Raw genomic sequence first — 20,895 nt, forward strand, 5'->3', positions numbered from 1 at the left:
CGACCCCGAAGGACCTCCTGTGAAGAAAACCGTCCTGGCCGCCGCTGCCGTCGTTCTACCGCTCCTCTCCGTCACCGCCGCGAGCGCCGAACCGGTCCCGGTGCTCCCCGAACCGCCGGTGGCGGCCGCGCAGGATCAGGTTCCTTCCGGGCCGCTCGGGACAACGTTCCCGGTCCGGACCGGAGGAGATATGTCCATCACGGTCGACCCCGCCGACGCGGTGGTCGAGCCGCGCGCCGACGGCCAGCGCGTGCTGGTGTACGACGTGACCGCCGAGCAGACCGCGGGCAACCCCTATTTCCTGCCGACTCTCGACCTGCGCATGGTGACCGCCGACGGTACGACGGTGTATCCGCTCACCGATGTCCCCGGCGAATACCCGGCCGGGTTCCTCGAGCCGGGACAGCCCCGCCACGGGCTGGTGGCCTTCGGCATCGACCACCAGCAGACACCGGACCGGATCATCTTCGCCACCAGCGACTACTTCGTGCAGAGCAGTTGGACCCTCTGATCGGCTATTCGAGTTCGCCCTCGGTCTCCAGATACACCTGGCGCAGCCGGTCGAGCGTCTCCCGCTCGGGGCTCGCCCACATTCCGCGTTCGGCCGCCTCGAGTAGACGTTCGGCGATACCGTGCAACGCCCACGGATTGGACTGCTCCATGAACTTGCGGTTCGTCTCGTCGAACACATAGCTCTCGGAGAGTTTCTCGTACATCCAGTCGGCGATCACATCGGTGGTCGCGTCGTAGCCGAACAGGTAGTCCACGGTGGCCGCCATCTCGAAGGCACCCTTGTACCCGTGCCGGCGCATGGCGTCGAGCCAGCGCGGATTGACCACCCGGGCCCGGAAGACGCGGGTGGTCTCCTCCGACAGCGTGCGGGTGCGGACCGCGTCCGGGCGGGTGCTGTCGCCGATATAGGCCTCCGGGTTCTTACCCGTCAGGGCGCGCACCGTGGCGACCATCCCGCCGTGGTACTGGAAGTAGTCGTCGGAGTCGGCGATATCGTGCTCACGGGTATCGGTGTTCTTCGCGGCCACCGCGATCCGGCGGTACGCGGTACGCATATCGTCGGCCGCCGGGGCGCCGTCGAGGTCGCGCCCGTAGGCGTAGCCGCCCCAGATGGTGTAGACCTGCGCGAGATCGTCGTCGGTGCGCCAGCTCTTGGAATCGATCAGCTGGAGCAGGCCCGCGCCGTAGGTGCCCGGTTTCGACCCGAAGATCCGGGTGGTGGCCCGGCGCTCGTCACCGTGTTCGGCGAGATCGGCGCGGGCGTGGGCGCGGACATAGTTGGTCTCCGCGGGCTCGTCGAGATCGGCCACGAGCCGGACCGCGTCGTCGAGCAGCGCCAGGACATGCGGGAAGGCGTCGCGGAAGAATCCGCTGATCCGTACCGTCACGTCCACACGCGGCCGACCCAGTTCCACGGGCTCGATCACCTCGAGGGTGGTTACCCGGCGGCTGGCCTCGTCCCAGACCGGGCGCACCCCGAGCAGGGCGAGTACCTCGGCGATATCGTCGCCGGAAGTGCGCATGGCCGAGGTGCCCCAGACCGACAGGCCCACCGAGCGCGGGTACTCGCCGTGGTCGGCCCGATAGCGTTCGAGCAGTGATTCGGCCATGGCCTGCCCGGTTTCCCAGGCCAGCCGCGACGGGACGGCCTTGGGGTCCACGGAGTAGAAGTTACGGCCGGTCGGCAGCACATTGATCAGGCCGCGCAGCGGCGAACCGCTCGGGCCGGCGGGGATGAAACCACCGTTCAGCGCATGCAGGACGCGGTCGATCTCGACTCCGGTCCCCCGCAGCCGCGGCACCACCTCGGTCGCGGCGAAACGCAGCACCGCGGCGACCGCCGCGCGATCGCCGCCGGCCGTTTCGAACAGTTCGTCCGCGTGCTCGTCGACGAGCCGGTCCACGGCCTCCGGCGCCCACCCGGCGGCCTGCAACGCGACGATCAGTTCGCGGGCGCGGGCCTCCACCGTATCGACCCGTTCCCGCGCCTCCCCACCGGATTCGCTGAGCCCCAGCGCTTCCCGCAACCCCGGCACCGACATCTCCCCGCCCCACAACTGCCGGGCCCGCAGCATGGCCAGGACCAGGTCGACCTCGCCGGCACCGGCCGGGGCGCGGCCGAGAATGTGCAGGCCGTCGCGGATCTGGACATCCTTGATCTCGCACAGCCAGCCGTCGACGTGCAGCAGCATATCGTCGAAGGATTCCTCGTCCGGGCGTTCGGCCAGCCCCAGATCGTGGTCCATCTTCGCGGCGCGCATCAGCGTCCAGATCTGCTGCCGGATAGCGGGCAGTTTGGCCGGGTCCAGCGCGGAGATGTTCGCGTGCTCGTCGAGCAACTGTTCGAGGCGGGAGATATCGCCGTAACTCTCGGCGCGCGCCATCGGCGGGATCAGATGATCCACCAGGGTGGCGTGGGCGCGGCGTTTGGCCTGGGTGCCCTCCCCCGGATCGTTCACCAGGAACGGGTAGATCAACGGCAGATCCCCCAAGGCGGCATCGGTACCACACGCCGCGGACATGCCCAGGGTCTTACCGGGCAGCCATTCCAGATTGCCGTGCTTACCCAGATGCACCATCGCGTCCGCGCCGAAACCCCCGGCCGCGGCATCGGTGGAAAGCCACCGGTACGCGGCGAGGTAGTGGTGGCTCGGCGGGAGATCCGGGTCGTGGTAGATGGCGACCGGGTTCTCGCCGAAACCACGCGGCGGCTGCACCATGAGCACCACATTGCCGAAACGCAGTGCGGCGATGACGATTTCGCCGCGCGGGTCGGCGGAACGGTCCACGTAGAGCTCGCCCGGCGGCGGCCCCCACGCCTCGACGACCGCGGCGCGAAGCTCCTCGGGCAGCGTGTCGAACCAGGCGGTGTAGACCTCGGCGCCGATCCGTACCGGGTTGCCCTCGAGTTGTTCGGCGGTGAGCCAATCGGGATCCTGCCCGCCGGCGGCGATCAGCGCGTGCATCAGCGCGTCGCCGTCGCGTTCCTCCAGGCCCGGGACCTCACCCGGGGCGCCGAGATCGTATCCGGCGGCCCGCAATTCGGTGAGCAGGGAGATAGCGCTGGCGGGCGTATCGAGTCCGACGGCATTGCCGATACGAGCGTGTTTGGTCGGGTAGGCCGACAGCATGAGCGCCAGGCGTTTGCGGTCGGCGGGGATATACCGCAACCGCCCGTGCCGCACCGCGATCCCGGCGACCCGGGCCGCACGTTCGGCGTCGGGCACGTAGGTGGACAGTCCGTCCTCGTCGAACTCCTTGAAGGAGAACGGCACCGTGACGATCCGGCCGTCGAACTCCGGGACCGCGACCTGGGTCGCCACGTCCAGCGGGGACAGCCCGTCGTCGTTGGCCTCCCACTGCGCGCGGCCACTGGTCAGGCACAGGCCCTGCAGGATCGGGATATCCAGTTCGGCCAGCGCGCCGATATCCCATGCCTCGTCGTCGCCGCCCGCCGTGGCCAGCGCCGGTTTGCTGCCGCCGGCCGCCAGCACGGTGACCACCAGTGCGTCGGCCTGCCGGAGGGTGGCGAGCAGGTCGGGTTCGGCGGTACGCAGGGAGGCGCAGTAGACGGGCAGCGGTACCGCGCCGGCATCCTCGATCGCAGCGCACAGCGCGTCGATATAGCCGGTGTTCCCGGCCAGGTGCTGGGCCCGGTAGTAGACGACGCCGACCGTCGGCTTCCCGGCCACCGGTTCGGGATGGCGCGCGGCGCGTTCGAGCCGGCCCCAGGCGGGCAGCTGCATCGGCGGTTCGAACCCGTGCCCGGTGAGCAGGACGGTATCGGAGAGGAAATTATGCAGCCGGCGCAGATTCTGCGGGCCACCGGCCGCCAGATAGTTGTGCGCGTCGGAGGCCACGCCGACCGGTACGGTCGAACACTCCATCAGTTCGGCGTCGGGGGCCATCTCGCCGCCGACCGCCACCACCGGCACCCCGCTCGCCCGCACCGCGGTCAGGCCGTCCTCCCAGGCCCGCTTGCCGCCGAGGACCCGCACGATCACCAGATCGGCGTCCGCGAGCAGGCCGGGCAGATCCTCCACCAGCAGCCGGGCCGGATTGGCCCACCGGTACTCGGCGCCGCTGGCACGCGCGCTCAGCAGATCGGTATCGGAGGTGGACAGCAGCAGAATCACAGCGATGACCTTCCTGGGGGTGACGCGCCCGTGGGGGTTGTGTGCTCGCCGGAGAGGGTCTGGCTGTGTCAGTGGCGCGACCGCACCGGAGTTCCACCGGTTTCCTCGTCACCCGTCGAGCCCCCGGATGCTACCGCGACCGCCGGAACCGTCGGTCACCACACCGGCGCGCGGCCTCCGGACAACCTGTACTTGCCGACGCCTCGCGTCCCGGGTTGGCTTCCTGCCATGACCGACGACGCGGGTACGCAACTGTTCCACCAGTCCATGCCCTTCACCGAACGCCTGGGCGTGGAGGTGCTCGAACACGGTCCCGGGTTGGTGCGCAGCCGCATCGCCTGGGACGAGACACTCTGCACGCTGGGCGGCGCGCTGCACGGCGGCGTGCTGATGGCGCTGGCGGATTCGACCGCGGCGGTCTGCGCGTTCCTCAATCTGCCCGAAGGCGCCCAGGCGACCACCACCGTCGAATCGAAGACGAACTTCCTGCGGGCGGTGCGGTCGGGTCATGCGGAGGCATCGTCGCGGCCGCTGCACACCGGGCGGTCGTTCATCGTAGTCGAGACCGAGGTCCGCGACGACGCGGGCAAACTGGTGGGGAAGGTGACCCAGACCCAGGCGGTGCTCTAGTCCGGCCTCCGTAAACTGGTCGGATCATGGCACGTACCGATCCCGATTCCTGCCCCGGTGTCTTGCGCCTGCACGAGGCCGCCGACGGCCCGCTGGCCCGGGTCCGGGTGCCGGGCGGGGCGCTCGCGCCGGAGCAGTTGCAGACCCTCGCCGCGGCCGCCGCCGAGCTCGGCGACGGGCATATCGAACTGACCTCGCGCGGCAATGTGCAGTTGCGCCGGATCCGCGATGCCGACGCGCTCACCGAACGGCTGGCCGGTGCCGGGCTGCTGCCGAGCCGCACCCACGAGCGGGTCCGCAATCTCATCGCCTCGCCCCTGTCCGGACGGGTCGGTGACCACCCCGATATCCGGCCGCTGGTCGCCGCACTCGACGCGGGGCTGCTCGGCTCGCCCCGGCTGGCCGAACTTCCGGGCCGGGTCCTGTTCACCCTCGACGACGGCCGGGGGGATGTGAGCCCGCTCGGCCCGGATATCGGACTGCACGTACTCGACCGTGACCGGTCCGCCCTCCTGCTCGCCGGGCGGGACAGCGGTATCCGCGTGACCACCGCCGAAGCGCCCGAGGTGCTGTTGGCGGCCGCGCACGGTTTTCTGGCACTCGCCGACGGGCAGTGGCGCCTGCACGAGGTCGCCGACGGCGCCGCGCGGCTGGCCGCACTGCTGGGGCTCGAACCCGGGCCCGAACGGCTGGAATCCACCGGCCCCGGGGATCCGCCGATCGGCTGGCTGCCCCAGCGCGACGGTCTCGTCGCGCTGGGCGCGGGGGTCCGGCTGGGCTCCTTGCCCGCCCGCACCGCCGAATTCCTCGCCGCGGTCGAACGCCCGATCCTACTGACTCCGTGGCGCAGCCTGATCGTCACCGATCTGGAGGAATGGCCCGCCGAGCAGGTCGTCCGGGTGCTGGCGCCGATGGGTCTCGTCTTCGATGCCGATTCACCGTGGCTGCGGGTCACTGCCTGCGCCGGAGCACCCGGGTGCGCGAAATCGCATACCGACGTCCGGGCCGACGCCGCGGCCGCGGTCGAATCGGGCCGGACGGATAGCTCCGACGCCGGCGGCTCGAGTACGCCGCTCCCGGCCGCCGAGATCACCACGGCCGGGCGGCAGCACTGGTCGGGATGCGAGCGCCGCTGCGGCCGGCCCGCCGCGGCGGCCACCGAGGTCACCGCCGGTCCCGAAGGCTACCGGGTGACGCCGCCGCGCATCTGAACCGCCGTGCCGCGGCGCCGCCCGGCGAACCGTCCTACTGCTGCTGCGACGTCGAGGGCTTTTCGATCGGCCGCGAGCGACGATCTCCGTCGTCCTGTTTGCCGTGGCTGGCCACCAGGAGTACGACGATCAACAGCCCCATCACCGCCGCGACCGCCAGCGCGGCCGACGGTTTGCGCAACTGCTCGGTTTCCTCGCGCACCGACACTTCCTCCGGCCACTGCATGACGGGTTCGGCGGCACGGCGCTCGGGACGCCCCGCGGCTGCCGGACACCCATTCGACCGACTCGTATTCCCGGTGACGAACGACGACCTGCCTTGCGGCTCCTGAACTGTGAGCATGCGAAAATCGTATCGACGTGCGACCGGCGGATTTTCGAAAACTTCCCGGCAATGGGGAATTTACCCCGCGATGACGCAGGGGTGTCCCAGGTCACGTATGCGCCGGTCAGCGGCTCGGAGCCGGGAACAGCAGGCCCGCAACGTAAATCGGCCCACTGTGACGTGCGGTACGCTGTTCGGCCGGCTCCGCTTTTGTGTCGCAAACCATAGATCAACCGGCCCGGACGCGCCGGACACCCACGTAGGCACGCGGGGCGTACCGCAGCCGGTCGGGCAGCAGCGACCAGACCGTACGCACCACCGCCGCGAACACCCCGAACAGCTTCTGGTCCACGACCGTCCAGCGCAGCTCCAAAATCTCGCGGGCACGTTCGGGCATGAGCCCATTGGCCGGCCAGACATTGAACGCCATCACCGGCCGCCAGATCACCGACCACACCGGTTCCGGGATACCGGGCAGCGCCGGGATCCGGGTGCTGCCGAGCCGGAGCGCGAAATCAGTGGTGGCATTGGCCTCGAGCACCTCGTCGTTGGTGCGGTGCCAGTACTCCTCGAACTCGGCGTAGTCCGCCACCAGCACCCGGTCGGACAGTCCGTACATGCGCCACCAGGTGACGCCCTCGGCGATCAACTGATCCTTTTCCGCAGTAGTGAGCGGGGTCCCGAAATGCTCATTGAGGGCGATGGTGAGTTCGACGAAGGTCGCGTGGGTCCACCGGTAGACCTCGGGGTTGAGCGCGTGGCAGAAATTCTTCAGTGACCACTGTAGACATTCGGCAGGATATGGGGTAACTTCTGACTCGTTGGAAGTGAAGGAAGTATCCATACGGCACGGGAGATGATGAACTGCCCGTGATGGCGGAAACGGCGGGCGCGGCCAGGGGACCAGGATGTACAACGGTCCTACCGTCCGCCGGGAGGCAAGCGAAGTTGCACGGAAAGAAGAGGAAGTAACACCTTGAAGAGAAAGGAGGCGTTGACCGTCGGGTCACCCGTGAAGATATGCGATTCGGGTGATCGCCGACGTCTCGGTTACCTGTCGGAAGACGAAGTAATTCCCCCTTTCGGTACCCCGGCGCCGTCGGCGCCGGGGTACTGCGCCGTCTGGAGGCCATACGATTTCCGAACCCCCCACCGCGAACGAGAAGTTCGACGATGACGACTACCCCGCCTACACCATGGGCCGAGCCGCGGACATGCTCGGCACCACTCAAGCGTTCCTGCGCACTCTCGACGACGCAGGACTGATCACCCCGCAACGCTCCGCCGGCGGGCATCGCCGCTATTCCCGTTACCAGCTGCGCATCGCCGCCCGCGCCCGCGAACTCATGGACTCCGGCACCCCCTTGGACGCGGCATGCCGGATCATCATCCTCGAGGACCAACTCGCCGAAGCCCGCGAAATCAACGCCAAACTCACCGATAAGGGCTGACCGCACCGGCCACCGGCGGACAGGTGAATTCCCCGGGTCCCGGCAGCGCGGCCGGTCACCGTGCGTTCTCATGGCCGGCGGCCGGCCGAGACGCTGCCCACGCGTCCGGGCAGCAGCGGCCAGGCCCTCATGAGTGCCGTCGCACGATCGGCTCGCGAATGAACTCGGCCGGTGCGGCGCACACATGGATCACCAGCCGCCCGCCCGGCGTGGTATGTCGAGTGCTTCGCGCAGGGACCGGAACCCGAACCGCGGCGCCGCAGATCGGCCATGATCGAGATCAGGCCCCGCAAGAAGCGGTCGAGCCGGTCCGGCGAGGCGACCACGAGGGTATCGCCGGCGCGCATATAGTCCAGGCACGCCGACAACTGCTCGCGCTCGACGCCTTTCCCGGATTTCTTGTCGGCGAACACACTCTTGTACGGCCTCTTCAGGGTGCGGGCCTGCCGGTCCAGGTTCTGGTCCCGGGGCGAGACGCGGGCATATCTGATCAGGGCGCCTCCCCCGCCGATCGGGTCCAGGGCATCGCCATCGAGCAAGAGTCGTTCGAGGCGTCCGTAACCGCCTGGTTGTACGGAAAAGGATGAGCGGCCCTTCTTGAACAGCTGGTCTTGACGACACGTTTTCTGAACAGTCACTGTTCTCGGTCGACCTGGACGTGACTCGCAGCAGAGTGATCGCCCGCCAGCGGGCCTGCGCGGACTCGGCGAACTTGAAGATCATCGCCAGGGCGGCGGTCGGGCCGCCCGCGGGTGACCTTGGTCCGCAGTTTCACCGTGGAGAAGGTCGATTCGAAAAGAATCGCTGACCTTCACCGTCGAAGAGTCTCCCATGGCAAACCTGCTCCTATCGGTGATGGGTGCCTTCGCCGAGTTCGAGCGCGCCCCGCTTCTGGACCGTCAGCGCGAAGGCATCGCCGCCGCGAAAGCCCGCGGCGCCTACACCGGCCGCGCACCGGCCCCGACCACCGAACAGATCGCCCAGTTGCGAGAGCGGGCCGGCGCAGAGAATCGAAATCGGTGCTGGCCGCCGAGTTCGGCATCACGCAACTACCTACGCGTCGAACCGTCGACGCCGTGATGCGCCGGCCACTCGATTCCCACATCTCCGGGTTCTCGGCGCCTCGAGGTGAAGGTGGAGCGCGGCGAAGCCGAGTTCGGCATGATGACAACATGACTGGCGGGAGTCCCGGGTATCAACCCAACGAATTGCTCGGGCGGTTGGTTGGGTTCCGTCTCTACTCCGTGCAGTTCGTGATGGACTACGTCCAGTTGCACTTCGACGGCCCCACACAGGACATGCCCATCCTCAACTGCGACGTCATGCCGGCCGTGGCGACCTCAGGCCACACGTTCACGGACAGTCTCCCTGGGTACGCGGAGGCACTGCGTTCGCTGATCCCCGGCACCGTGGTACGAACGGAGGAGACCACCGGAACCGGCCTACGGATCGAGCTCGACAACGGGAGCGTCGTGCTGAATCCGACACTGGCTGAGCTCGTGGGACCAGAGATCGCGATGCTGAATGGCTTCACCGACAGGCATTGGATGTGCTGGCGTCCGGGTGAGGACACATTCAGGGACCTCGTTTAAGCCCTCGCGACACGATTGCTGAACAGACACCCCGCCTCGAAATCCTCTGTGGTTTCGATGGGTAGTCCGGTGTTCATCAACCGATCTTGGGCTCGATCGGTCACTGCATCACCGCGTGGATGATCATGTCGGTGTGGAGGGTTGGGTGCGGGACTACAGTTGTCGCCTGCTGGTCAGGACGAGTTGTGGAGACGGTGGCGGGCGGGTGAGTCGCTCAGTTCGATGTCGCGGCCACTCGAGATGCCGCTTCAGCATGTGCGCCGATTCCTTGCCCAGACCGGAGGAGTCCGAAAGCGCCCCGAGTTCGGCAAAGTCGGCATCTGACACTGGCCGAGCGTGAGGAGATCTCGCGGAGCCTGGCCATGGGATGCTCGGCGCGAATGATCGCGGTGTCGCTCGGGCGCTCGCCGTCGACCTTTGAGACCGCCATCGTTGGCGAGACAGACTGACGTGCAGCGGCACGCACAATGAGCGAATGAGGCCGGTACAACTCGATCGGTCGCGTGGTCCCGATTCCTCGGTCGCAAGATGGTGAGCCAGGTGACCATATCGATGACGACGACCACCTGACCGGACCCGCATTGTCGCCGAGTCGACCGCCACCAGGCGCGTCAGTCGATAGTGAAGTCGAACGAATACCAGTCTCCGGCCAGCTTCTCGAACTGTCGCGCACCGCTCCCTACTGGCTCAGGGCCGGGCGAGAAGACCCAACCCCGGACAGTGGTGCCCACGAACCCGTCGGCGTCGTAGAAGTAGACGCGCCCATCGGGCGCGCGGTGCACCAGACTGATATCGACCCCGCCGAGATTCAGGTCCCGACGGGTGTGCGGCCTATCCTTGCGCAGCATCTCGACCGCGACCTTTTCCATTTCCGGACGTGCGGAATCGAAGCCCGCAGGCTGAAAGACCATGCCGGCCACCAGCCCCGCGAGCACAACCACCGGCACCGCGGCGACCTTCCAGGACCACCGACGCTCGCTGCCGAGCAGGTGCAACGACTTGATCGCCCACACCAGCAAGCAAACACCCAGCAGAACCCCGCCGGCCACCAGGGCAAGAAGCTGATCGGGACCGGTCATATTCCTGACGAACGGAGCCCAGTCGAGGTGGACGCACATAAGGACCACGACACCGAGGACCGCCCCCGTCAGGGACACAAAACCCGGCGCAGTGGCAGTGTCACGCCCGTCCCCGGTCTGCCGATCATGGACACGCATTGTTTTGACCGAAGCCTCCTCATCTCGACGACCGTGCCCGAAGGCCTGATCCGCGCTCGGTGATGCCCGGACCGGGCTCTACGGCGCGGTCAGCCCACTGACCGGCCAGCGGAAGGGCAGAACCGTCGAGTGCAGCCGATTACATCACCCTCCAGAGCTGGAGCGCCCATCGTCCCACCCAACCTCTCATCCAGACCCGCAGCAGAATCCCACGATCGGTGCCACCCAACACTACGAAACATTGCCACTCGACACTGCGAGTCACTGGGATGGGGTTGAGTCCGGGGCCCAGAGTGGGCATCGCTCCGCGTCCGGGCCGAGGATAGGCTGGAATCGTCTGCCGCGTCAGCGCGCGGCCTACTGCATGAGACCGGGCATCGCTTCGAGGAGACGGTTGCGGACGACATTCAATGCGGCGATCTTCTCGTCCACCTCGTTGAGCCTGCGGGCGACGACCTGTGCGCTGGCGGGACAAAGCGTAGCGGCGGCGAGGTCCTGATCCAGGCAGGGCAGGAGGGCCCGGACGTCGTCGGTGGTGAGGCCGAGGGAGAGTAGGAGCCTGATTCTGCCGACGTGGCCAATGGTTGTCTCGTCGTACTCCCGGTAGCCGTTGGGTGCTCGCTGGGGATGGAGCAGGCCCTGCTGTTCGTAATACCGCAGTGCGCGAATGGTGGTGCCGGCCGCGTTCGCCAGTTCTCCGATCAGCATCAGTCCATTTTCACCCGGCCGCGCTCAGTCCGCCGTCGACGCGGATGACCGCGCCGGTGAGGTAGCCGGCTTCGGGGCGCGTTGCGTTCACGATCCACCACGCGATCTCGTTGGGCTCGGCGATGCGGCCCAGTGGAATTCGGGCCCGAAGCTGCGCCCCCGCCGCAGCGATCTGCTCGTCGGATAGACCGGCGTGGGCGAGTACCGGTGTCGCCGTGATCCCCGGTGCCACCGACAGAACGCGAATGCCTCGCTGCGCGAGTTCGACAGCCCACGTGTGGGTGAGGAAGTCGAGAGCTACTTTCGTGGATCCGTAGACCGAATTGTTCGGCCATCCGTAGTACGGCGGGTTGGATGTGACGTTGACGATGGTGGCACCGGACCGCAGATGCGGCAGAGCATGCTGGGTGAGAAAGATCGGCGCGAGAAGATTCGTGGCGAGTTGTTCCTCGGCGACCCTCCGGTCGATGGCCCCGAGGGGAGCCGGCCGGGTGATCGCGGCATTGTTGATCAAGACATCAATGCGTCCGAAGGCCTCCAACCCGGCGGTCACGATACCGGCGGCGGCGGTCGACTCGGTGACGTCGGCCACGAATGCCCGAATTCGGGGATGCTCGTCGGCCGTCTCCGCCAACCGCCCGGCGGACCGGCCGACGATCAGGACGTCGGCGCCCGAGGCCGCGAACTGTAGGGCCGTCGCCCGACCGATCCCGCTGCCCCCTCCGGTAATCAGCACTGCTCGCCCGTACAGGGTGTTCGTCTCTTCCATGCCCGAGACGCTAAGCCTTGACCCGGGCGTCAAGGTCAAGGCCCGGAACGGGAAACGCGCGGCGGACACCTCGCATCATGCCCTCGCCGATCCCCGTCGCGAGTGAACCGAGCACGCTGGGCTATCACCGCGTCCAGTGACCAGCGGCCGGGGCCGGCCCACAGCAGGAAGATCAGCCCGAGCAGCATCGCGAAATCGGTGCGGGCATCGTGGGCCATTTCCCAGAAACCCTCTTTCCCATCGAACCCGCCGGGGCGCAGCTGCGGCAGTTTGGTCAGCACGATCGCCCCGCTGATGTCGACGAGCAGAGGGATCACCGCCACACGGGTCAGCAGGCCGAAGACGATCAAGGCGCCGCAGGCGATCTCGACGGCCCCGTCGAAGTCGGCGAAAAACGTCGCCGCCGGTATCCCGATCTTCTCGAAACGATCCGGCCCCAGCGTGTGCGGGTAAAGGAACTTCTGGATCCCCTCACTGAGGAATACGAACCCCACCGCCACCCGGATGCAGATCACCGCCGCTGGGCCCTCGGAGCCCAGTATCTGCGGCCACGACCACCGTCGCGTTTCCGTCATCGGTACTCACCTCCCGATCCCGTCATCTGCTACAACTTCCTTGAAATTTCATCATTTCCTGAATCAGATTCAGATGCACTCTTCCGGGTATGGAAACCGCCGTACACACCGATGCCCTGGCCCGGTTCGGGCACGCCTGATCCGATCAGACCCGCACCCGGGTCCTGCCGTCCCTGCGCCGGGCACTCGGATATCCCTCCGAACTCGCCGAGCAGATTCACTGGTGAATCATCGCCGACCAGCGATGATCACGCGCGCCCACTGTTGAGGAACGCATCCTTTTACGACACTGCGTCGCGGCGCACGGCGATGAAGGACGAAGGACGTTCCCCCGGCACGTGTTGGATGCGAAAAACCTTTGTGGGTTTTCCGCTGTGTGTGTACACCGGTGGGGTGCGTATCGGAATCGTGGGTTTGTTGCGGGGTCTGTATATAGCCGAGTTGGCATACCGGATCGGGGTCGAGGTGATCGCGATCTGTGATCGCGATTCCGAACGACTGGCTGCTGCACAGGCGAGTTTTCCGGCAGCCCGGGCGACCGAGCACTGGACGGAACTGCTCGACGCCGGTCTCGATGGTGTCGTACTCGCCAATGATTTCGACGCGCACACGGCGTTGGCCGTCGCATTCCTGGATCGCGGGATCCATGTGCTGTCGGAGACGGCGGCCTGCGTGTCCGAGGAGGAAGGGCGTCGGCTTATCGCCGCGGCCGAGCGGTCGACGGCGACCTATTCGTTCGCGGAGAACTACGTCTTCCATCCACACACCCGACTGCTCCGGGAGTCGGTGGATTCCGGCGAGCTGGGCGCCATCGCATTGGTGGAGGCCGACTATCTGCACAGCCTGTCGCCCCAGGACACCGCCGCGCTGATCGGTGATCCAGCGCACTGGCGTGGTCGCATCGCGCCGACTGCCTACTGCACCCACACCGTCTCGCCGCTGCTGAACCTCACCGGAGAATGGCCGGTCGAGGTCAGCGCCTTCCCGGTCGGTCGGGGCGGCGACCGACCTGCCGCCGTGGTTCTGGCGATCCGGCTATCCGACGACACCCTGGCCCTGGTTCGCCATGGTTTCCTCGCCGGCGAAACAGGCAGCCATTGGAGCTGGGTCTCTGTGCGCGGCGCCCACGGCCTGGCCGAATCCGTCCGTGCCACCGACGGAGATGCTTGGTCGGTGCGAGTACGCAAGGAGGGCTGGGCACAGGCCGACGGGCAGGCATGCGAGCAGATCCGCGTACCGGGTCCCTACCTTGTGGACGACGAACCGGTCGACCGTATGGCGGAGGGGACCGTCGCGGTACTCGAAGGATTCCGTGCCACCGTGGAACGCGGCACGCCTCCACTTATCCCGGTGCGTCCCGCGGTCGCGGCATCACTGGTCGGCGTTGCAGGTGCGGAATCGCTCGCGAGGGGTTCCGCGCCGGTTCCCGTTCCGGACGTATGCCCCTAGGTTCCTGATCGCACTTACCGGCGTCCAGGAATGCGTCAGTTTGTGAATAGTGCACGAAAGCGGTATCGCATGCCAGGGGCGTTTCCGGAGGCTCCACCCCGATGAAAATCAGCTCCAGCCTCCCGCTCCTCGTCAGATCTGGACATCAGCGTTTCGCTGCCCCACCGGCACCGCGTTCGGTCACCGGTCCCGCGGCTGGGTTGTGACGCTCGATCATTCGGACCGCGACCGAGTCGTACGCAATCTGCGCACGCTGCGCCATCGCGACGCCGATTTCGTATCCCTGAGCGATCAGTTGCTCGTGGACTGCCGAGTCCTCGGACTCGGTGTCGTAGAGAAATTCCATGGACGAGTCGCCGATCTGCGAGTAGTCGGCGATGCCATGCATCGTCTGAGTTGTCAACGCAGTCTTGTATCCGTGCCGGGCGAACGTACTTTCACCGAGACCGGCACTTGCGACGAGATGTAGTTGCTTCACCACACTGGGGCTACCGTGCGAAACATCGTCGTAGGCCCCGAATACCCGGTCGAACCAGCCTTTGGTGAGTGCCGGCATGGACCACCAGTAGACCGGGAAGAGAACGACGGTCACCTCGGCGGATTCGAGCAGTTCCTGCTCCCGCCGGACGTCGGGGGAAAGTTCGGAAAGCCCTCGATGATGCGCCAGATCCGCCTTTCGGTAGACCGGATCGAAACCGGATGCCACCAGGTCATGGGTAATGGCGGTGGTACTTCCATCGGACTCGATGCCCTGCTCGATGGCCCGTGCAATGGCCCAGGTAGCCGAATCGTGGTCCGGATGCGCAACTACGAGCATCACCTTCGGTCGGCTGCTTTCGTTCATCATGCCGGCCAAACTAAAGTATGACGCTGACGTCAATGTCAAGGAGAAGGCAGCTGGATGCGGATACGCGAATTGAGCCAGGCCACCGGTGCGAGCCCGCGAATGCTCCGACACTACGAGGGCGCCGGGATCCTGTCGCCCGAACGCGACTCCAACGGCTACCGGAACTACCGCCCAGACGATGTGCAGATCGTGGACCACATACGCTGCTTGCTGGCATCCGGCCTGTCGCTGTCGGAGGCATCCGCGATACTGCAGGTCGCATGCCTCGATCCCGGCGGCGCCTCCGAAGCCGACCGGAGAGCCGCATTAACGCAACTCGACGAGCGGGCAAGCCAATTGAACGCTGGAATCGCCCGCCTCAGGACCCAGGAAGCCGAGATCCTCCGACTTCGTGCGAGCATCGAGGCCGCGGCCCCTCCCCCATCGGATTGATTCGATACAGGCACGGCCGGAACCACGCTGCGACCGCCCCGACCGGACTCCGGCCCTCAGGTGGATTCGAGCCACCACCCGCGCACTGGGTACCTGCCGCGAGCGTATTCGCCACCATCACAGTCGCGGGCCGGGGAGAGTGATGGGCACACCAGTCGGCCGGGAACATGGCTGGGTCTGATCCAGCGATTCGGCGCCCAGCAGGGACGATTACTCGAAACGGACGAAAACGAGGCAGACACCTATCCCGACCCCGGCGCCACAGAGTCTCAACTACTGATGGCCGAGCACCGACTCGGTCGCCCTCTGGATCCGCAGTATCGAGTGTTGCTGCCGGCAGCCGATGGTTGAGACTACTCCTATCTGTTCTCTCCTCGCTCGGCACAGCCGACCTTGGCACCGGCCCGCGCCGGGAATCGGCTTCGGAGCCCGCTCGGATCTGGTTCGAAGACCCCGAAAGGGCGAGGAGATCAGCGGCCTCGACGACTGTGCGGCATATAGGCGTCCAGTAATGCGTCGTTCGACGGATGCTTGTCCGAACGTGCAGCTCACCCGTTGATGAGTCCTCCGGGCCGGAGGCGCACACGTGGCTGTGTACTGCCCACCGCGATTTCGGAAGTCGCCGAGATCGACCGCCTGTGGCAGTCGCCTGGGTCACGGCGCGACGCGGGCGATTGCTCCGATCTCCAGTGCCGCCCACACCGCGCCGTCGGGGCCCACGGTGATGCCGTGTGGTTCGGATTCCGGTGTGGGCAGGTCGTGTTCGGTGATGGCGCCGGCGGGGTCGATCCGGCCGAGCCGGTTGGCTCCCCACTCGGTGAACCAGCAATCACCGGAAGCCGATGCGGTGATGGCGTGCGGTTTCGCCGCGGGGTCGGGCAACGGGAACATCGTCATCGTGCCACCGGGCTCGAGGCGGCCGATCCGGCCTGCCGCGATATCGACGAACCAGATGGCGTCCGGACCGCACGTGATCCCCACCGGCGCGCCCGGATCGGGCAATGGGTACTGGGTGACGTTGCCGTGGTGGTCGACCCGTCCGATAGCGCCGGCCTGGTTGAGGGTGAACCACAGTCCGCTGTCGGGACCGCGGGTGATCATGGATGGGAATCCGCCCCGGACAGGGAGGTCGATGTGGGTGATCTGTCCGTTGGGCGTGATACGGCCGATGCGGTCGGTGTTCATCTCGGTGAACCATATGGCCTCGTCCGGACCGGCGCAGACCCCGAACGGGCCGCTGCCCGCCGGTAAGCCGAACGCTGTCACGATCCCGTCCGTGGTGATGCGCCCGATGTGGTCGTCGCCGGTTCGGGCGAACCACAGGGCGTCGTCCACGCCCGCGGCGATGACGGTAGGCCGGCATCCGGAGGGGCCGGCCGAATAGCGGTCGAGCACACCGTCGACGGTCAGGCGAGCGATCTCGCCGCTCTGCGCCAGCGTGATCCAGAGCGCGCCGTCGGCACCGGTGGTGATGCCGTAGGGTCCCGCTGCGGCGTCGGCCACCGGAAACTCCTGGACGAGGCGACTTTCGGCATTGCGTGTCATTGATGGCCCTTTCCGGCTCGGTTATTCGGTGGCAGCGGCGACCCGGTACACCAGGTCGACAATGATCGCAGCCAGTTCGGCGGGCCGGGTCATCGGCACATTGTGTCCGGATACACGACCGCCTCGGGGTCCGGCACCGCGGTCGACGCGATCTCTTCTACGGTCGGCCGCCGCACATACCCGCCGTCCGAATGCGGCATGAAGCAGCGGCGCACGACCTCCCGCACCAGCTCCGGACGGGCGCCGGCGTCGAGCCGATCCGTTCGGGCCTCCCGCGCGCACTGCTCGATGTAGTCGAGCATTCGGCGTTCGTCGGCGCGCCACCCGTACCGAAACATCTCCCGCAACTGTCGAGCCGCTGCCGGTCCTCGCCACTGCGCGTTGCCGCGCACCGCTGTCTCACGATCATCGAGCACAAGCCCATCGACCACGCACAACGCCGCCGGATCGACGACACCGGCACTGTCGCTGCCGTTACCGCGTATCCACCGGTGGAATGCCCCACCAAGACCGGCCGATCCCATCCCAGAGCGGCCACCACCTCGCCGAGATCACGCCCAATACTGCTCGGGTGTGCGCGAATCGGCCGCCGTATGCCCGTGCCCGCGCAAATCGAATGCCACCGCACGGCAGTGCGCCACCAGAGAAGACGCCACCTCCGACCATGCCACACAGTTGTGGCCGCTTCCGTGCACCAACAGCACCCTGTGCCCTCGCCGCCGAAGTCCACCCCCGAGAACACACCACCGGATACACGCACCTCGACCTCGGTCCCCAACACAAGTCCGACACTGTGCCCGCCGCAGACACCACCCGCAACTGTTTATCGGTACAGGGACTCATATCCGCGCACCCCGGAGCCGGCCCTCGGCGGCCGCGGTCGCCTGACAGTTCGCCGGCCGCGACCCCGACGCCCGGCATAAGATCACGCTGCGGATCATCGCCTTCTCCTTCTGCGCTCTTGCCACCTACGTGGTCGTCGACTCGGTGCGCAGCGCCGCGCCGGCCGCGAACTCGGTTCCGCGTCTCCGACCTGCCGAACCGCGGGGCCCCGCTACGCCGCTGTCCTCCGATCCTGCATTCGGTCGATCGGGTCCGCACCGGCGTTATTGCCGGACGGATTCCGCGACGCCGGCCACACCCGTGTCGTATTGTCGTCTGGACTGATGTCCATACACTTGTGCATTCAGCCGGACCCGGCTACTTCCCGGACCCGGAGCGGTAGGAGAAAGCAGGTTCACCGATGAAGACCAAAGGCGCTCTCATCTGGGAATTCGACCAGCCGTGGCAGATCGAGGAGATCGAGATCGGCGATCCCCGCAAACATGAGGTCAAGGTCCAGCTGGAAGCGGCCGGAATGTGCCATTCCGACCACCACCTGGTCACCGGCGGCATCCCGATGATAAGATTCCCGGTACTCGGCGGGCACGAGGGCGCCGGCATCGTGACCGAGGTCGGCGAGGGCGTGGAGGATCTCGCGGTCGGCGACCACGTCGTCCTGTCGTTCATCCCGTCGTGCGGGAAATGCAAATCCTGTCAGGCGGGTCTGCGCAACCTGTGCGATCTCGGCGCGCTCCTGCTCGCGGGCACCTCGGTCACCGACGGATCGTTCCGGATCCGGGCCCGCGGCCACGATGTCTACCCGATGGCCCTGCTGGGCACCTTCTCCCCGTACATGGTGGTGCACCAGAGCTCGGTGGTGAAGATCGACCCGACGATTCCGTTCGAGGTCGCTTGCCTGGTCGGCTGCGGTGTCACCACCGGATACGGGTCGGCCGTCCGCACCGCAGATATCCGGCCGGGTGAGGATGTCGCGATCATCGGCCTCGGCGGCGTGGGCATCTCCGCGCTACAGGGCGCGGTGCACGCGGGCGCCCGCTACATCTTCGCGGTCGACCCGGTGCCGTGGAAGCGCGAACAGGCCCGGAAATTCGGGGCCACCCACGCCTACGCCACCATCGAGGAGGCGACCGCCGGTTGCGCGGAGGTCACCTGGGGCGGTATGGCCAAGAAGGTGATCGTGACCGTCGGCGAGGTGCACGGCGAGGACGTGGACAGTTGGTTGGGCATCACCGCCAAGGCCGGAACGTGCGTCCTCACCGCCATGGGCAGCCTGACCGAGAACAAGACGACCCTGAACCTGGCCATGCTCTCGCTGTTGCAGAAGAATCTGCAGGGCACCATCTTCGGTGGCGGCAACCCGCACTACGACATCCCGCATCTGCTGTCGATGTACCAGGTCGGCAAGTTGAACCTCGACGATATGGTCACCCGGCAGTACCGGCTCGAGGACATCAACGAGGGATATCAGGACATGCTGGCCGGCCGAAATATCCGCGGCATCATCCGCTACACCGACACGGACCGCTGAGCCGCCCGGACCCATCGCCGCCGGCCTGCCGCGCGACCGGACACCGACGAGGAGGACATGTGAGCTACCGGGTCGTGCAGTGGGCCACCGGATCGGTCGGCCGGGCCGCGCTGCGAGCCATCATCGATCACCCCGATCTCGAACTGGTGGGATGCTGGGTGCATTCACCGGACAAACGCGGCCGCGATGTGGGTGAGATCCTCGGCCGCGCACCCGTCGGGGTGCGGGCGACCGACAGTCTCGACGAGATCCTCGCGCTACCCGCCGACGCCGTGGTCTACGCGCCACTGCTCCCGCGCACGCAGGAGGTGGCGGCACTGCTGCGGTCGGGGAAGAACGTGGTGACACCGGTCGGCTGGTTTTATCCCGACGAGGAGCAGGCCGAACCGGTCCGGCAGGCCTGTCTGGCGGGCGGGGCCACATTGCACGGCACCGGAATCGATCCCGGTGGGGTCACCGAGGTGTTCCCGCTGATGCTGTCGGCCATGTCCGCGGCGGTCACCTTCGTGCGCGGCGAGGAGTTCTCCGATATCCGGACCTACGGCGCGCCCGATGTGGTGCGCCATATCATGCGGTTCGGTACCACTCCCGCCGAGGCAGCCGCGGGCCCCATGCGGAAACTGCTCGACGGCGGCTTCCGCCAATCGGTCCGGATGATCCTGGACACGCTGGGTTTCGGCGGGAACCCGGAGATCCGCACGGTGCACGAGACGGCGGTCGCGACCGCACCGATCGAATCACCGATCGGCACCATCGAACCCGGGCAGGTGGCCGGCCAGCGCTTCCACTGGGAGGCGGTGGCCGGTGGTGAAACCGTCGTACGCATCGGGGTCAACTGGCTGATGGGGCAGCAGCATCTCGACCCGCCATGGACCCTCGGCGCCGAGGGCGAACGGTTCGAGATCGAGATCGACGGCGACCCGGGCACATTCGTCACCATCCGCGGCTGGCAATCCGAACCCGGTGACCCGCCGGAGGCCGAGAATCCCGGGATCGCCGCGACGGCCGCGCACTGCGTCAACTCCGTCCCGTACGTCTGCGCGGCCGAACCCGGTATCCGCACCTCGGTCGAACTACCGATGGTGGCGGGCCGGGCCCATCCGCGATTCGCGCGCGGATCGCAGGCGCCCGGCGGACCGCTAGGCGCGCCGTAAGGCCAAAACCGGAATGGTGCGGAAGCCGGCCGCCTTCTGCTCGTATTCGGCGAAGCCGGGATAGCGCCGGGCCTGTTCGCCGTAGATGCGGTCGCGCTCCGCGCCGGTCACCTCCGTGACCGTGACGGGGTAGCTCTCGGTGCCCCGCTCCACCGTGGCCTTACCGGCCGCGGTCAGGTTGCGATACCAGTCGGGATTCGTCGGCGCACCCGCCTTGCTGGCGAATACGTAGACCAGGCCGTCGGGATCCTGTTCATCGGCCAGGTACATCATCGGCGTCACCGACTCGCGGCCGGTACGCCGGCCGCGATGGTGCACCAATGCCAGCGGGGCACCCTCGAAAGGCCCCCCGACCCGGCCCTCGTTGGCCCGGAATTCCGCGATGACCCGGTCGTTCCAGTCGTCTGCCATACCCGGCATTATGCAGCGGCCGGGCGGCCGGGTCCGTACTCCCGGCCGCGCGGCGGGTTA

At 67.2% G+C, this 20,895-nt stretch carries 24 protein-coding genes and 2 pseudogenes; 13 read left to right on the top strand and 13 right to left on the bottom strand.

The features are described 5' to 3' along the window. Window positions 1-19 precede the first annotated feature (19 nt). On the top strand, window positions 20-511 hold the full coding sequence (locus ACQPYS_RS18425; protein ID WP_431940210.1) for a hypothetical protein: 492 nt from the start codon (window positions 20-22) through the stop codon (window positions 509-511). Between the two features lie 4 nt (window positions 512-515). Here ACQPYS_RS18425 and cobN read toward each other — a convergent pair whose 3' ends face one another. Continuing rightward, window positions 516-4,148 (bottom strand): cobaltochelatase subunit CobN, encoded by a 3,633-nt coding sequence (gene cobN / locus ACQPYS_RS18430; protein ID WP_433490310.1) that lies wholly within the window; start codon window positions 4,146-4,148, stop codon window positions 516-518. 228 nt (window positions 4,149-4,376) lie between these two features. Between cobN and ACQPYS_RS18435 the strand changes: the two genes are divergently transcribed. After that, a complete protein-coding gene (locus tag ACQPYS_RS18435; protein WP_433490311.1) occupies window positions 4,377-4,778 on the top strand; it encodes a PaaI family thioesterase in 402 nt (133 codons plus the stop codon). A 26-nt stretch (window positions 4,779-4,804) separates the two neighbouring features. After that, window positions 4,805-5,989 (top strand): precorrin-3B synthase, encoded by a 1,185-nt coding sequence (gene cobG, locus ACQPYS_RS18440; protein ID WP_433490312.1) that lies wholly within the window; start codon window positions 4,805-4,807, stop codon window positions 5,987-5,989. A 34-nt stretch (window positions 5,990-6,023) separates the two neighbouring features. Here the strand turns inward: cobG and ACQPYS_RS18445 are convergent, their stop codons facing one another. Both ACQPYS_RS18445 and ACQPYS_RS18450 read right to left on the bottom strand, forming a co-directional pair. Then, window positions 6,024-6,332, bottom strand: a complete 309-nt coding sequence (locus ACQPYS_RS18445; protein ID WP_431940214.1) for a hypothetical protein — start codon at window positions 6,330-6,332, stop codon at window positions 6,024-6,026. A gap of 211 nt (window positions 6,333-6,543) precedes the next feature. Further along, on the bottom strand, window positions 6,544-7,158 hold the full coding sequence (locus ACQPYS_RS18450; RefSeq protein ID WP_433490313.1) for an oxygenase MpaB family protein: 615 nt from the start codon (window positions 7,156-7,158) through the stop codon (window positions 6,544-6,546). Between the two features lie 352 nt (window positions 7,159-7,510). Between ACQPYS_RS18450 and ACQPYS_RS18455 the strand changes: the two genes are divergently transcribed. Next, window positions 7,511-7,765, top strand: a complete 255-nt coding sequence (locus ACQPYS_RS18455) for a MerR family transcriptional regulator (RefSeq protein ID WP_431940216.1) — start codon at window positions 7,511-7,513, stop codon at window positions 7,763-7,765. Between the two features lie 68 nt (window positions 7,766-7,833). Here the strand turns inward: ACQPYS_RS18455 and ACQPYS_RS18460 are convergent, their stop codons facing one another. After that, the gene (locus ACQPYS_RS18460; RefSeq protein WP_433490314.1) at window positions 7,834-8,304 is read right to left on the bottom strand and encodes a recombinase family protein; all 471 of its coding nucleotides are present in this window, start codon (window positions 8,302-8,304) and stop codon (window positions 7,834-7,836) included. Between the two features lie 292 nt (window positions 8,305-8,596). Here ACQPYS_RS18460 and ACQPYS_RS18465 point away from each other — a divergent pair, with 292 nt between their 5' ends. From ACQPYS_RS18465 to ACQPYS_RS18475, 3 genes are all read left to right on the top strand, one after another. Beyond that, window positions 8,597-8,845 (top strand): recombinase family protein, encoded by a 249-nt coding sequence (locus ACQPYS_RS18465; protein WP_433490315.1) that lies wholly within the window; start codon window positions 8,597-8,599, stop codon window positions 8,843-8,845. A 92-nt stretch (window positions 8,846-8,937) separates the two neighbouring features. Continuing rightward, window positions 8,938-9,357: a hypothetical protein gene (locus ACQPYS_RS18470; RefSeq protein WP_431940220.1), complete on the top strand. Its 420-nt coding sequence runs from the start codon at window positions 8,938-8,940 to the stop codon at window positions 9,355-9,357. Window positions 9,358-9,719: 362 nt separating this feature from the next. After that, entirely contained in the window at window positions 9,720-9,806 is an 87-nt protein-coding gene (locus tag ACQPYS_RS18475; RefSeq protein WP_433493077.1) for a hypothetical protein, read from the top strand. 162 nt (window positions 9,807-9,968) lie between these two features. On the opposite strand, the gene ACQPYS_RS18480 is transcribed toward ACQPYS_RS18475, so the two are convergent. The 4 genes from ACQPYS_RS18480 to ACQPYS_RS18495 all read right to left on the bottom strand — a co-directional run bounded on the left by ACQPYS_RS18480 (window position 9,969) and on the right by ACQPYS_RS18495 (window position 12,626). Further along, entirely contained in the window at window positions 9,969-10,436 is a 468-nt protein-coding gene (locus ACQPYS_RS18480) for a hypothetical protein (RefSeq protein WP_433490316.1), read from the bottom strand. Between the two features lie 495 nt (window positions 10,437-10,931). Further along, window positions 10,932-11,282: a MerR family transcriptional regulator gene (locus ACQPYS_RS18485; RefSeq protein ID WP_433490317.1), complete on the bottom strand. Its 351-nt coding sequence runs from the start codon at window positions 11,280-11,282 to the stop codon at window positions 10,932-10,934. A gap of 10 nt (window positions 11,283-11,292) precedes the next feature. Further along, window positions 11,293-12,120, bottom strand: a complete 828-nt coding sequence (locus ACQPYS_RS18490; RefSeq protein ID WP_433490318.1) for an SDR family NAD(P)-dependent oxidoreductase — start codon at window positions 12,118-12,120, stop codon at window positions 11,293-11,295. Further along, window positions 12,087-12,626 carry a DoxX family protein gene (locus tag ACQPYS_RS18495; protein ID WP_433490319.1) on the bottom strand — a complete coding sequence of 180 codons (540 nt, stop codon included), beginning with the start codon at window positions 12,624-12,626 and terminating at the stop codon, window positions 12,087-12,089. The genes ACQPYS_RS18490 and ACQPYS_RS18495 overlap by 34 nt, the downstream gene beginning before the upstream one ends. Window positions 12,627-12,715: 89 nt before the next feature. On the opposite strand from ACQPYS_RS18495, the pseudogene ACQPYS_RS18500 reads away from it, so the two are divergent. Together ACQPYS_RS18500 and ACQPYS_RS18505 are read left to right on the top strand one after the other, a co-directional pair. Then, window positions 12,716-12,844 (top strand): annotated as a pseudogene (locus ACQPYS_RS18500) (transcriptional regulator); the annotation flags it as partial. Window positions 12,845-13,019: 175 nt separating this feature from the next. Next, complete coding sequence (locus tag ACQPYS_RS18505; RefSeq protein ID WP_433490320.1) at window positions 13,020-14,075, top strand: Gfo/Idh/MocA family protein; 1,056 nt, start codon at window positions 13,020-13,022, stop codon at window positions 14,073-14,075. A gap of 145 nt (window positions 14,076-14,220) precedes the next feature. Here ACQPYS_RS18505 and ACQPYS_RS18510 read toward each other — a convergent pair whose 3' ends face one another. After that, complete coding sequence (locus ACQPYS_RS18510; protein ID WP_433490321.1) at window positions 14,221-14,922, bottom strand: NAD(P)H-dependent oxidoreductase; 702 nt, start codon at window positions 14,920-14,922, stop codon at window positions 14,221-14,223. Between the two features lie 54 nt (window positions 14,923-14,976). On the opposite strand from ACQPYS_RS18510, the gene ACQPYS_RS18515 reads away from it, so the two are divergent. Continuing rightward, on the top strand, window positions 14,977-15,354 hold the full coding sequence (locus tag ACQPYS_RS18515; RefSeq protein ID WP_084481405.1) for a MerR family transcriptional regulator: 378 nt from the start codon (window positions 14,977-14,979) through the stop codon (window positions 15,352-15,354). 654 nt (window positions 15,355-16,008) lie between these two features. On the opposite strand, the gene ACQPYS_RS18520 is transcribed toward ACQPYS_RS18515, so the two are convergent. From ACQPYS_RS18520 to ACQPYS_RS18530, 3 genes are all read right to left on the bottom strand, one after another. Beyond that, on the bottom strand, window positions 16,009-16,899 hold the full coding sequence (locus ACQPYS_RS18520; protein WP_431940229.1) for a Vgb family protein: 891 nt from the start codon (window positions 16,897-16,899) through the stop codon (window positions 16,009-16,011). A gap of 89 nt (window positions 16,900-16,988) precedes the next feature. Continuing rightward, window positions 16,989-17,423, bottom strand: a complete 435-nt coding sequence (locus tag ACQPYS_RS18525; protein WP_433490322.1) for a hypothetical protein — start codon at window positions 17,421-17,423, stop codon at window positions 16,989-16,991. A gap of 27 nt (window positions 17,424-17,450) precedes the next feature. Continuing rightward, the gene (locus ACQPYS_RS18530; protein ID WP_433490323.1) at window positions 17,451-17,603 is read right to left on the bottom strand and encodes an alpha/beta fold hydrolase; all 153 of its coding nucleotides are present in this window, start codon (window positions 17,601-17,603) and stop codon (window positions 17,451-17,453) included. Between the two features lie 163 nt (window positions 17,604-17,766). Here ACQPYS_RS18530 and ACQPYS_RS18535 point away from each other — a divergent pair. The 3 genes and pseudogenes from ACQPYS_RS18535 to ACQPYS_RS18545 all read left to right on the top strand — a co-directional run. Then, window positions 17,767-17,895: pseudogene (locus ACQPYS_RS18535) on the top strand (cobalt transporter); the annotation flags it as partial. Between the two features lie 247 nt (window positions 17,896-18,142). Further along, entirely contained in the window at window positions 18,143-19,270 is a 1,128-nt protein-coding gene (locus ACQPYS_RS18540; protein WP_433490324.1) for an NDMA-dependent alcohol dehydrogenase, read from the top strand. A 59-nt stretch (window positions 19,271-19,329) separates the two neighbouring features. After that, window positions 19,330-20,424, top strand: a complete 1,095-nt coding sequence (locus ACQPYS_RS18545; RefSeq protein WP_433490325.1) for an NAD(P)H-dependent amine dehydrogenase family protein — start codon at window positions 19,330-19,332, stop codon at window positions 20,422-20,424. Here the strand turns inward: ACQPYS_RS18545 and ACQPYS_RS18550 are convergent. Continuing rightward, window positions 20,410-20,835 carry a nitroreductase/quinone reductase family protein gene (locus ACQPYS_RS18550; protein WP_433490326.1) on the bottom strand — a complete coding sequence of 142 codons (426 nt, stop codon included), beginning with the start codon at window positions 20,833-20,835 and terminating at the stop codon, window positions 20,410-20,412. The two genes, ACQPYS_RS18545 and ACQPYS_RS18550, sit on opposite strands and share 15 nt — an antisense overlap. Window positions 20,836-20,895 lie beyond the last annotated feature (60 nt).

This window comes from Nocardia grenadensis, assembly GCF_050942415.1.
Taxonomy (GTDB): domain Bacteria; phylum Actinomycetota; class Actinomycetes; order Mycobacteriales; family Mycobacteriaceae; genus Nocardia; species Nocardia grenadensis.